Origin of the sequence: Leptolyngbya sp. NK1-12 (genome assembly GCF_032598965.1) — a bacterium.
Classification (GTDB): Bacteria; Cyanobacteriota; Cyanobacteriia; order Elainellales; family Elainellaceae; genus Elainella.
Genome location: NZ_CP053586.1, coordinates 125,764 through 138,065, shown reverse-complemented (window position 1 = coordinate 138,065; position 12,302 = coordinate 125,764). Strand labels below are relative to the sequence as shown.

The following is a 12,302-nucleotide window of genomic DNA, read 5'->3' as shown; positions in this document are numbered from 1 at the left end:
AGCTTCACTACCCCAAATACTTCGCCAGAACTGTCTGAATCTCGTTTGCTACGGCATCGGGCTGTTCCACCATTGAGAGGTGGCCGCAGTCTGAGATTTCGCTGACATTGTTGCCACAAAACTCGAACGAGGGATGAAAGCTGGCTAGATGGTGCACATATTTGGGTTCCATCATCGTGTCGTTAGCGCCAGCAATAAAGTGAACGGGCTGCTGGAGGCGGGCCACTACCTGAGGCAGACGGTGCACTTCTGCTTCTGTGGTGGAATCAAGTAAGGCTCCTAGAGCGGCCTCTGGTTGAGCAGCGACCAAATCGACCAGACGCTGCCTAGCCCAGTTCAGTGCTAAGGGGCGGGCCACATTCATCCGAGCCAACGGCAAATCCAACAGGGGAAAATAGCTGAGCCAACGGGGACGCAGTTTCACCAGCATTTTGCCCACCGTGCGAAATCGCTCAAATTCTTCTTTTAGATAAATACCGCCCCCCGAATTGACGCAGATCACGCCATCGATGGTTTGGGGAGCTTGATCGGCAGCCCAGAGGGCAATGCTTCCACCCAACGAGTGACCAATCAGCCAGACTTTGCGAATATCGAGTTGTTGCAGCAGTAGGTTTAAATCCTGGGCATAGGCTGCAGGCGTATAATTTGCCGTGGTTGGGGCTGCGATGGCGGTTTCAACTTCCCAAGCTAGACTAGGCGGACTTTTGGCAGATGCTCCTACCGTTACCCGTTCTGCCAAATTAGCGGCCACACTAGTCTCTACCCTAGTTCCGATGTTGGTTGGCTTAATAGCATCGAGTTGGGACTCGCCAAATCCCCGCAAATCGTAAGCCAAGCACTGATAGAGAGGAGATAAGCGTTCGATGACCGGCTGCCAGTAGGCACGGCTCAAAAGCCAACCGTGAATAAAGACCAAAACAACAGGGGAGCCAGTGGGGGCAGAAAGCTCGTAGGTGTGGGGAAATCCCTGAATGTCAATCGTTTTGACCATACCGAATCGGATGTCCTCTGTTGTCTCAACAGCAGCAAATTACAAGCCGTGAGCGAGCGGCAGCGGTATATGCCTCTATCTCTATCATAGATTCCGAGGGCCTTTGTTTCCAAGTGCCTACTAGTTGCAACGTAAATCTCTTGATTGCAAAGTAAATCTGAAGTTTTGCAGCTGCCCGACTCAGGCTCGTTGCCAGATGCAGCGATGCGGGAATTCTAGTCACGCCCACTTCCAGTGGAATTCTAGTGAAAGAATTTAGCTCGCCTAGCTTAGGGCGGAATGGTTCATGCCCAATTTCAAAGCTCAGATCTTCAATTTCCAGAGTGGATTGCTAGCCAATCCATCGAAGCGATGGTTTTTAATCACCGTGCTATTGCTTTTGGGCAGTGGGGGGAGCCTGAAATGGTGGTTGACCCAACCCCAAGCTAGCTCAACTCGCCATCTAGCAAATGAGTTTAATCGCCAAGCCCTTGCTTTGACAGATCTCTACCTAGACGCCTACTTTGCCATTTGGGTTGGCCGCCAGTCGCAAGCATCTCAGCCAAAGCCCTCAAAGCCCTCTATCTCAAGTTCCGATCGCCAGCAGATCGTGAGCACTCAAGCCCTTGTTTCGCCGATTCGGCAAGCCATCCCACCACCTACGCCCCAGCTAACCGCTGACCTATCTCACGGGTTACAGCAAGCGAGCAAGTTGGGCAGGTTATTTATTGTGGCAACATCAGGACAGATAATTGCCAGCTCCTCTCAGGCCAGTTTGTTGCAAAACCAAACTGCAATGGCAATTCGCGCCGATCTCCTATTGCAAACAACGCTCCACCAACTTCAGACTGCCCAAAAAGCTCCGACATCGCCCCATCTGACCAACCAGCCGTTGGAATTTCAGCTTAATGGCGAGCGCTATTTCGCGCAAGTGACCTCCTGGACGAATTCGTTTGGGTTGGATTGGTGGTTGGTCACAGTTGTGCCGGAAACTGCCTTCACGACAAATTTTCATCCAATTAGCCGCATCCTGGTACTGAGTTTACTGGCGCTTGTCCCTGCGGCTTGTAGCTTCAGGCGTTTCGTTCGGCTCTCTGCTTCTGAGCCTGTCACCTCGCCTATCACCGCTGCTGGCACTAAAGACTGCCAAAGCAGCGAACACAGCTTGCCAATTCAACAGGCACTACAACAGGTTTTAGCGGAAAAATTGGCGGAGAAAGAGGTGTTGCTGAAGGAGGTGCACCACCGGGTCAAAAATAATCTGCATATTATTGCTAATTTGCTGGATTTACAGTCAGACCGAATTCAAGATCCGCAGTTGCTCAGCTTGTTTACAGACGCACAAACTCGAATTCAGGCCATAGCTTTGATTCACGAGCAGCTTTATCAATCTGATCACGCAGGACACATCAATTTTGCCGACTACCTGCGTCGTCTGTTGGACAATATTAGGCTAGCTGCTGATGATCCTACCCACCCCATTCAATCGAACCTCACTGCCGAACCTGTATTGCTCAACCTAGAAACAGCCGTGCCCTGTGGTCTCCTGATCAACGAACTAGTTACTAATGCACTCAAACATGCCTTTCCAGAGCAGCCTGGAGAAATTGCGATTACGCTGTTTCAGGTGCAGGATACCATTCACATCCTGGTTCAGGATGACGGAATTGGGTTACCGGCTGATTTTGATTGGCGTAATTCCACTTCGTTGGGCTTAAAGCTAGTGCAGATTCTGACCAGGCAATTGCGGGCCACGCTTACGGTTGATGGCAGCCACGGTGTTCGCGTTGAGCTGACATTCAGCCCGTTGAAATATAAACCTCGGTTCTGAGTTTACTTCAGCCAAGGCAGCCTTACCCAAGCAAGAGACCGGTCAGCTTGAGATTGATTGAGTTCAGCAGAGCCGATTGAGCCGTGCGGCAATTTCCGGCAATGATAAAATTTCGTCCACCGACGTGCGAGCAATGGCGGCCTCCGGCATGACTGGACTCTGGGCAGTTGCGGGATCTTGCACCATCACTACACCACCACAGGCTTTCACTGCTGCTGCTCCAGCCGCTCCATCCTGATTGGCACCGGTCAAAATAATGCCAATTGTGCGCTCGCGATAGACATCGGCAGCCGATTCAAATAACACATCAATCGAGGGGCGAGCGTAGAAAACGGGGTCATCAGTGGATAGGGCAAAATGATCTGCTTCGATCAGTAAATGATAATCTGCCGGAGCCAGATAAACATAGCCGGAAGCAATCTGGTCCTTGTCTTCTACTTCTTTCACTATCAAGCTAGTGGAGCGCTGTAAAAACTCGATGATTTGATTGGCAGAGTCTTTGTGGCGATGTTGCACAATTGCGATAGGAAGGGTAAAGGCGGGGGCTAGCTCTTGCAGCAGCACCTTCAAAGCAGCCATTCCCCCCAATGAGGCACCGACTACAACCAGACGCGACTGCATCAGTCCAACCTCCGGTAGATCTTCTCCCGTTTGTCTAAATCCTCGTAGCGATTGGCAAAGGGGCTGAGCCGGAGCGATTCCTGCCGTCCTAAGGCTAAAATCCCAAACGTGCAGAGGCTCTCGTGAAAAAGTTGATGCACCCGTTGCTGCAACACCGAGTCGAAATAGATCAAGACATTGCGGCAGAGAATGATATTGAATTCGTTGAAGGACCGATCGGTTGCTAGATTGTGCTGCGAGAAGACAATGTTTTCGCGTAACGTGGCTCGAAAAATGGCGCTGTCGTAAGCGGCGGTGTAGTATTCCGAAAAAGATTGTTTCCCGCCCGCTTGTAGATAAAGCTGAGTATATTGCTGCATCAAGCCCAGTGGATAGATACCGCTCTTGGCCTTTTGTAGCACTATTTCGTTGGCATCAGTAGCATAGATCCGGCAGCGGTTATATAGCCCTTCTTCCTGAAGTAGAATCGCCATCGAATAAACTTCTTGCCCTTCTGAACAGCCAGCATGCCAAATCCGGATGTAAGGATAGGTGCGCAGCAACGGGATCACCTTTTGCCGAAACGCCAGAAAAAAGCTCGGATCGCGGAACATAGACGTGACATTAACGGTGATGCCGAGAAGAAAGCGCTTTAAACAATCTGGATCATGCAGAATGCGAGCTTGCAGCTCAGAGATTGTGGCTAATTCTTCGGCATGCAAAATTTTGCGGATCCGCCGCTTTAAGGATGAGACCGCATAGTTGCGAAAATCAAAGCCATAGTATTGATAAATCCCCTCAAGTAATAGCTGAAGTTCAATATCTTCCAGGTTTGGCTGTGACACACTCATAACCACAGACATCAGGTAGCAGCGTAGCTTTATCTGCAACATTCCGCCCCTATCGCAGGTATCAAGTTAAACTCGCTCAAAGGTAGAATCTATCCTTAGAGATATTTTAAAGAGGTTGTCTATGGAGTTAGGTTAGAGCTATTTGTCATTCTACCCTTAGACCTAGCCTTAGACGAGTCTTCTAGGGGGAGCAGGCGGCTATCTTAAGCCTATCTTAGGCTAAGTTTAGCCAGAGTGTCCTAACCGGCTCAACCTCTGTCAAAATTGAAAAGCATTACTTGATACTTGATTGGGTATCTCCTTTCCCTGTTCCAAGACTATCGTTTTACTGCACAACTCATTGCACAACATGTTGAATCGCCTAAAAATCGGAACGAAGATCGGAGCTAGTTTCGCGTTGGGGTTAACTATTTTTACAGTTATTGCCCTTCTTTCCCATCGTAGTATCAATCAACTCGTTGAAAATTCTCGGCGCGAAGCACATACCTTTCAAGTATTGAGATACCTTACGGATCTAGACGCTCAGCTCAAAGGAGCAGAGGCAGGGCAGCGGGGCTACATCATCACTGGAGATACTCAGTATTTAGCGCCCTACAGCCGGGCTTTGAACAATTTGGATACTGTAATCCAGCGGCTGCGACAGCTCACGGCAGATAATCCTAACCAGCAGCAGCGACTGAATACGCTAGAACCTCTGATCGAAGAGCGGCTCGAAGTGATGCAATCTAGAATTGATCTGCGGCGAGAGCAAGGATTTCAGTCCGCTCAAGCGGGCGTGGCGCAGGGCAGAGGGCTACAGCTTAGCAATCAGATCGAAAAGGTTGTGACCGAGATGGAACAGGAAGAGCAGGCACTTCTAGCCCAGCGATCGCAAGCAGCTCAGCGCTCTACCCAGCGTACTCTCAACAGTATTTTATACGGCGTACCGCTCTATCTAATTTTGCTGGCTACGATTGGGTTCTTGTTAGCACGCAACATTTCCCGTCCATTGCGACAACTTGCTAAGGTGGCTGAGCGGATTGGCACAGGAGATCTGTCAGTCGATATTCCACCCATGACTCGTCAAGATGAGATTGGTACACTCAACCAAGCCTTTAGCGAAATGGTGGTGAATTTGCGGGAGACTACTCGCAAGAACGAGGAACAGGGTTGGTTGAAGTCCAACTTGGCGGAGTTTACCCAACTGCTGCAAGGACGGCGAGATCTGGTCACCGTGGCTCGGCTGATATTGTCAGAACTGGTACCATTAGTGGAAGCTCAACAGGGTGCCTTTTACATTCTGGATAGCGACACCGATCCACCTCTGCTCAAATTAGTTGGGAGCTATGCCTATCATGAGCGTAAACAGCTCAACAATCAGTTCCATCTCGGTGAAAGCTTGGTTGGTCAGTGCGCTTTGGAAAAACAGCGGATTTTGCTGACCCAGGTGCCTAGTGATTACATCCGCATCAGTTCCGGTTTGGGAGAAATGACGCCGTTAAATATTATTGTGCTGCCAGTTCTGTTTGAAGATCAGGTGACGGCAGTAATTGAATTGGCGTCGCTGCAGCGGTTTAGTGAAATTCACTTGGCTTTTCTAAATCAGGTTACTCAAGGCATTGGCGTTGTGTTAAATACAATCGCCTCCAATACGCGCACAGCTCAGTTGCTAGAACAATCGCAAATCTTGACCCAAGAACTACAGCAGCGGCAAGAAGAACTAGAAGAGAGCAATTGCCGTTTGGAAGAACAGGCTGAAGAATTGCGCCAATCTGAAACCTTACTCAGAGAGCAACAGGAAGAATTACAGCAAACCAACGAAGAATTGCAACAGCTCAACGAAGAGCTAGAAGAAAAAGCAGAGCTATTGTCGGTTCAAAAACGCGAGGTTGAACAGAAGAATCAGGAAATTGAAAAGGCTCGACAAGAGTTAGCCGAAAAAGCAGAGCAGCTGGCCCTCAGCTCGAAATATAAATCAGAGTTTTTGGCGAACATGTCCCATGAACTGCGGACACCGCTCAATAGTCTGTTAATTCTGGCTCGCCTGTTGGCTGATAACAACGAGGGCAATTTGACCGAGAAGCAGGTGGACTATAGCCGCACCATTTACTCGGCTGGCAATGATCTGCTGGATTTGATCAACGACATCCTTGATCTGGCCAAAATTGAGTCCGGCATGATGGTTCTAAATTTAGAATCGATGCCCTTTACCGACTTACAAATTTACTTGCGACGGACCTTCGATCAGGTTGCGGCCGACAACGGGTTAGAGTTTCAAATTGTGTTAGATGATCGTTTACCTGCTGATTTCGTCACCGATCCCAAACGACTACAGCAAATTCTCAAAAATCTACTTTCAAATGCGTTTAAGTTTACCGAGCGAGGCAAAGTCTCTTTGACCATCTCACCCCTGCCCCATGTGCTTCAGATTGGAGAATCCCAAGCTCCCCAGCCGGCGGTAGCTTTTGCAGTTCAAGATACAGGCATCGGCATTGCGACAGAGAAACAAAAGGTGATTTTTGAAGCGTTTCAGCAGGCAGATGGCACAACTAGCCGCAAGTATGGCGGTACCGGCCTAGGGCTATCGATTAGTCGCGAACTAGCCCAACTCCTCGGTGGTCACATTGAATTGACAAGCCAACTAGGACAGGGCAGTACCTTTACACTTTACTTACCATTGCAGTCCAACCACTCCACCGTTCGCCTCCAGGATGCAGGACCCCAAAACCAGGAGCAGGCAACTGCATCCGCTCAACGCCCTGCTGTGCTGCCGTCGGCTCCTCTAGCTCTACCCGATGATCGCGATCAGATCCAAGCGGATGACAAAGTGCTGCTGATTATTGAAGATGACCTCAACTTTGCTCGCATTCTGGTAGATATGGCCCGAAACCAAGGTTTTAAGGTGCTGGTCTCTACTCAAGGCGGAGCAGGATTGGTGCTAGCACAGGAATTTCAACCCACGGCTATCATGCTGGACATTCGCCTGCCTGATACCGATGGCTGGACGATTTTGGATCGACTCAAGCATGATTCCAGCACTCGTCATGTTCCAGTGCATATTCTTTCAGTAGACGAAGAGCAGCAACGGGGTTTGCAATTGGGGGCAATCGCCTATTTGCAAAAGCCAGTTTCAGCAGAAACAATTACGCAGGCGTTAAATAAAATCAAAGGGTTCGTAGAACGTCCAGTTAAACAGCTTTTGGTCATCGAAGACGACCCGGTACAAGCTCAGAGTATCATTGAGCTGATTGGTAACGGAGATGTTAAAAGTACGCCAGCCCACAGCGGTACAGAGGCTCTGGAGCTGCTGAAATCTCAATCATTTGACTGTGCAGTACTAGACCTTGGCCTACCAGATATGAACGGCTTTGAGTTACTAAATCGAATTAAGCAGGATCCCCAGCTTACCAATCTGCCGATTATTGTCTACACCGGTAAAGAGCTGAGCCGTCAGGAAGAAACCGAATTACGACGTTTCGCCGAAACAATCATTGTTAAAGATGTGCGTTCGCCCGAACGGTTGCTCGATGAAACAACCCTGTTCCTCCACCGGGTCCAATCTAATCTACCCCAGCCTAAACAGCAAATACTGGAACAATTGCGCCACAATGATCCAATCCTAGCGAACAAGAAAGTATTGATTGTAGATGATGACGTTAGAAATATTTTTGCACTAACTAGTCTACTAGAAAAATATCAAATGAAAGTTATTTATGCAGAAAATGGTCGAGATGGAATTCAGCAGCTCGAAGCGAACCCAGATGTTGATGCTATTCTAATGGACGTGATGATGCCCGAAATGGATGGCTATGAAACAACACGCACGATTCGTCAGCAGTCTCACTTTCAGACGCTGCCTATCATTGCCCTTACGGCTAAAGCAATGCAGGGCGACCGAGAAAAATGCTTGGAAGCTGGTGCATCCGACTACATCACCAAACCAGTTGATACCGAACAACTCCTCTCGCTGCTGCGGGTTTGGCTCTACAGTCGATAGGCGTGCTCACTAATGCTATTGAGCCTTGCCTAATTTTGCTTCAACCCGAGACAGTAGTTCTGTAAACCGAAAAGGTTTGGTAATATAATCAGTTACGCCAAAATCAAGGCTAATCAGCCGATCTTGAATATCATCCCGTGCCGTGACGATAATAACGCTCAGAAAATGGGGCAACTGCTGTCGCAGTTCCTGGAGGACTGTCCAGCCGTCTTTACCCGGCAGCCCTAAATCGAGCAAAAGCAGATCAAATTCAACCGCTTGTGCCACTTCTACCACCTGAATGCCGCTGTGAACCACAACTGTTTGGTAACCATGCTTTCGCAACCCCTTTTCGATAAAGGCCGCAATGCGCGGCTCGTCTTCGGCAATTAGAATCCGGCACATGCGTAATTGATTGAATTAGAGCGCATTCAAGCAAGCAGAAGAAAATTCTGCAATATAGAAATGAATTTAGAATGAATATTTCATGAGAATTTTCTCATGAAATATGCGTCTACTAGCTAGGATGTTTCACGTAAACGGTATCTATTCCCCTAACTGATTCGCCAATTTCCAAGACTGCAAAATTGCAGAAATTCATGCCCGCAAACGATACCCCATACCGCGCACAGTTTCGATCAAGTCGTTGCCTAGCTTCTTGCGTAAATAGCCTACGTAAACATCCACAATGTTAGAACCAGGATCATAGTCATAGCCCCAAACACGGTCTAGCAGCTGCTGCCGGCTCAGCACCTGCCCTGGGTGGCGCAAAAAGATTTCTGCCAAGGTAAACTCACGCGCCGATAGATCAACGGGGCGATTGTTCACCCGCACTCGCCGTGTTCGCAGATCAAGAACAATCTCTCCAAATGTGATCTGCATATCTGCTTGAGATTGGGCAACCGGAGCCGAGCGTAACCTGGCCCGAATTCGGACCAGCAGTTCCTCAAACCGGAACGGCTTGGTGATGTAATCATCGGCTCCCAGTTCAAACCCACTGACTTTGTCGTGAATGTCATCCCGTGCCGTCAGAATGATCACTGGTGTCTGAATGCCCTGTCCCCGCATTTCTTCTAGCACCATTAGCCCATCTTTATCAGGCAGCCCCAAGTCTAGGATGATCAAATCAAAATCGCCGTCTAGCGCTAGACCAATAGCACCGTCACCGTCCTGAATCACCGTTGTAGTGAACCCATTGGCTTGCAGCCCTTTTTCAACAAAAGCGCTAATGCGCGGTTCATCTTCCACAATCAGAATATGACTCATGTAGACCATTGCTCCTTCGGTGGTTCTAACGGTAAGACCAGCGTGAATGTAGACCCCATTCCCACACTGCTGTTCAATTCCACTCGCCCGCCGTGGGCTTCCACAATTGCCCGCACAATCGCCAAGCCCAATCCCGAGCCTTCAGAACGGCGAAACCGGCTGCTGGCTCGCGCAAAGCGAGCAAAAATTCGCTCCTGATCTTCTAGGGCAATACCTTCACCCGTATCGCTGACCCAAAAGCGGACCTCATTACGATATAAACTAACACCCAGTTCAATTCGATCGGTTTCACGAGTATGCTGTACCGCATTATTAGCCAGGTTAATGATGGCTCCGGTAAGACGCTGCCGATCGGCTACAATCCGACCACTCGCCCGCATCTTAAGCTGCCAATCGCGTTCAGCCAAAGCCTGGGCTTTGGTAAATAATTCTTGAGTAAACGATTGAACCTCGATGGTTTCCAGGCGTAAGAAATCTGGACGTTCTGCTTTAGCTAAAAGAATTAAATCGTTGACCAATCGGCTCATCCGCTCTAGCTCATCCATCACCAGAGCCAGCGTCTCCCGTTGTTCGTCCGGATCGTCCCCCAATAGCTCTAGATGACCTTGAATAATCGTAATCGGCGTCCGCAGTTCGTGTCCAGCATCGTTGATGAAGTTGCGCTGGCTGGTAAAGGCATCTTGGAGCCGATTCATCATGGCATTGAATGTATCGGCCAGTTCAGACATCTCTCCTGAACCCTGGACGGGAATCCGCTGGGCCAAATCCGTTTCGCTGATAGAGCGAGCAATGGTTGATAGGCGCTTCACTGGAGCCAACACCTGAGCGGTGGCAAACCAAGCTAACCCAAAAGAAACTAACACAACGCCAAACGCTACTTTAATAAAAATGCCAACGCTGTCTAGGGCTTCTTGTTGCTCTCCAGCAGTAGTGTGCACAGCTACAAATACCCCACGAATTCTGCCCCCAACCACTAAAGGTTCTGCAATATAGAGGACACTGCCAATCGCAGGATCATTGACCTGCTGCTGACCTGAAATGGGGCGAGAAAGATAAAGCCACCGATTGGCTAGCGGCGAACCGGGTTGCAGAACATCGGGCAGGTTGGCTGGGTTCGACTTATAGAGCTGATTGTCTACGATCGTAATCAAAAAATTGTCATCGCTAGGAAGCTGAACGGCCAGATAGTCTGCTAGAAATTCCCGCAGCTCTGCGTCGGATCGGCTAAACGGGCGGCTCCACTCCAAATAGGCACCGCGAAAGCGCTCAACTTCCCGGTTCAGGTTCTCCTGAACTCGATTGCGGACGCTCGCGAAAAAGAGCGAAACAAATAGCGGTACGGCTGCGGCTGTCACCATCAGCATCAAGAGCAAATAAAGCAGCAAAATCCGGGTGCGCGCCTCGCCAAGAATCTTGCGCCACCAAGGAAAATGCTTTGAAGTAAGAAGCACCGCCTGGTTGTTAGACGGAGATCGAGCCTGAGTTTTACTCACAAGCTGCGTGATGGATGAATCCAAATTTTGATCGCTATTACTCGTTAATTATTACCAATACTTGTTCACTGTTAATGGTATAGTCGCCAAGCTGGGTGGACAAGCCCAACCCCAACATGGCATAGCAGCTATGCTTCAAATTGATTCCACCCCACACCCCACCACTCGATTGCGGCCTTGGGTCTTGGCCTGTAGCAGGCATTGGTCAGCCCGTTGCAAAAGGCTTAGCCCTTTACCATCGTCGTCGTACCTCAGAGTTGCCGTTCCGGCACTGATAGTAACCGTCAAGTCCAGGCTGTCATCAATCGCGAAGGGCTGCTCGCTAACCAACTGGCACAACCGATTAGCAATGGCAAAGGCCTCTTGGCTGTCGGTATTGCTGAGAATGATCACAAATTCTTCTCCGCCATAGCGGAAGGGCGTGTCATAGATTCGCAAATTATGCCGCAGACGAGCTGCCAGAAACTTTAAAACCTGATCGCCTGCTAGGTGGCCGTGGGTGTCGTTGATGGTTTTGAAGAAGTCAACATCTAACATAATCAAGCTAATCGGGATTCCACGACTGCGCGCATTCTGAATTTGACGAGGCAACTCCCATTCAAAGGCCCGCCGATTGTTCAACGAGGTCAATGGATCCGACAGGGCAATAGCCGATAGCACATCATTGGTGCGCATCAGCTCCCGATAGGTTCGAACCTGACGTAAACCTGCCTGAATTTTTGCCTGCAACAACCGCTGAAGCTGGGCAGTGGGAACGCTCTTTGCCAACAAATCTGGAGCATTTGGAAAAACTTTTCGTTCAAACAGCAGGAGGGGCAACTGTAAGTAGGCATCCGCCCCGACTTCTAAAGCAATCGCTTCCAGCTCTATTTCCCTAGCTCGATCCATAGACTCCGCCGCAGTGGCGATCAAGATGCAATAGATCCAGGCAAGGCGGCTCTGAGCCTTCACCTGCTGACAGAGGTCTAACCCATCAGACTGGGTCGCCTGCACCAACAGCAGATCCGGCTGCTGAGCTAAAATCACCGGCATTGCCTCTAGGGGATCGGCTGCACTGGCCATCGTTAGAGTTGGGGTTTGTCCCACCAGGTTAAAAAGCGAGTACCGGAAGTTTTCGTCGCCGACTAGGAGAATTGAAGCATCCATCAACGTTTAGCCAGCTACGCTCTAGGTAGCCAAGTTAAATTCTGAGAGCCTAGGTAAGATATCATGGATACTCCGGATCTAGCATTGACCCTGCTCAGCCTTTGAACAAATGGCAGGATCTCTCTTGGGTATGTCTGGACGTATCATGAGGGTTTCTCAGCGTTAGGCACAGCGCCATTTGGCTGACTGT

9 protein-coding genes are annotated in these 12,302 nt (G+C 49.5%); 2 read left to right on the top strand and 7 right to left on the bottom strand.

The window, feature by feature from the left end; genetic code table 11:
• Positions 1 to 7 precede the first annotated feature (7 nt).
• Positions 8 to 991 (bottom strand): alpha/beta hydrolase, encoded by a 984-nt coding sequence (locus HJG54_RS00310; RefSeq protein WP_316432695.1) that lies wholly within the window; start codon positions 989 to 991, stop codon positions 8 to 10.
• A 286-nt stretch (positions 992 to 1,277) separates the two neighbouring features.
• Between HJG54_RS00310 and HJG54_RS00305 the strand changes: the two genes are divergently transcribed.
• Positions 1,278 to 2,801 (top strand): sensor histidine kinase, encoded by a 1,524-nt coding sequence (locus HJG54_RS00305; protein WP_316432694.1) that lies wholly within the window; start codon positions 1,278 to 1,280, stop codon positions 2,799 to 2,801.
• A 63-nt stretch (positions 2,802 to 2,864) separates the two neighbouring features.
• Here the strand turns inward: HJG54_RS00305 and HJG54_RS00300 are convergent, their stop codons facing one another.
• Positions 2,865 to 3,422 (bottom strand): chemotaxis protein CheB, encoded by a 558-nt coding sequence (locus tag HJG54_RS00300; protein ID WP_316432692.1) that lies wholly within the window; start codon positions 3,420 to 3,422, stop codon positions 2,865 to 2,867.
• Complete coding sequence (locus HJG54_RS00295; protein ID WP_316432690.1) at positions 3,422 to 4,252, bottom strand: CheR family methyltransferase; 831 nt, start codon at positions 4,250 to 4,252, stop codon at positions 3,422 to 3,424. Before HJG54_RS00295 ends, HJG54_RS00300 begins: the two co-directional genes overlap by 1 nt.
• A 349-nt stretch (positions 4,253 to 4,601) precedes the next feature.
• On the opposite strand from HJG54_RS00295, the gene HJG54_RS00290 reads away from it, so the two are divergent.
• Positions 4,602 to 8,228, top strand: coding sequence for a response regulator (locus tag HJG54_RS00290; protein WP_316432689.1), 3,627 nt, complete (start codon positions 4,602 to 4,604; stop codon positions 8,226 to 8,228).
• Positions 8,229 to 8,243: 15 nt separating this feature from the next.
• On the opposite strand, the gene HJG54_RS00285 is transcribed toward HJG54_RS00290, so the two are convergent.
• The 4 genes from HJG54_RS00285 to HJG54_RS00270 form a co-directional block, all read right to left on the bottom strand.
• Positions 8,244 to 8,612, bottom strand: a complete 369-nt coding sequence (locus tag HJG54_RS00285; protein ID WP_316432687.1) for a response regulator transcription factor — start codon at positions 8,610 to 8,612, stop codon at positions 8,244 to 8,246.
• 192 nt (positions 8,613 to 8,804) lie between these two features.
• Positions 8,805 to 9,473, bottom strand: coding sequence for a response regulator transcription factor (locus tag HJG54_RS00280; protein WP_036000604.1), 669 nt, complete (start codon positions 9,471 to 9,473; stop codon positions 8,805 to 8,807).
• The gene (locus HJG54_RS00275; protein ID WP_316432686.1) at positions 9,470 to 10,924 is read right to left on the bottom strand and encodes an ATP-binding protein; all 1,455 of its coding nucleotides are present in this window, start codon (positions 10,922 to 10,924) and stop codon (positions 9,470 to 9,472) included. The genes HJG54_RS00280 and HJG54_RS00275 overlap by 4 nt, the downstream gene beginning before the upstream one ends.
• Before the next feature lie 177 nt (positions 10,925 to 11,101).
• On the bottom strand, positions 11,102 to 12,112 hold the full coding sequence (locus tag HJG54_RS00270; RefSeq protein ID WP_316432685.1) for a diguanylate cyclase: 1,011 nt from the start codon (positions 12,110 to 12,112) through the stop codon (positions 11,102 to 11,104).
• Positions 12,113 to 12,302 lie beyond the last annotated feature (190 nt).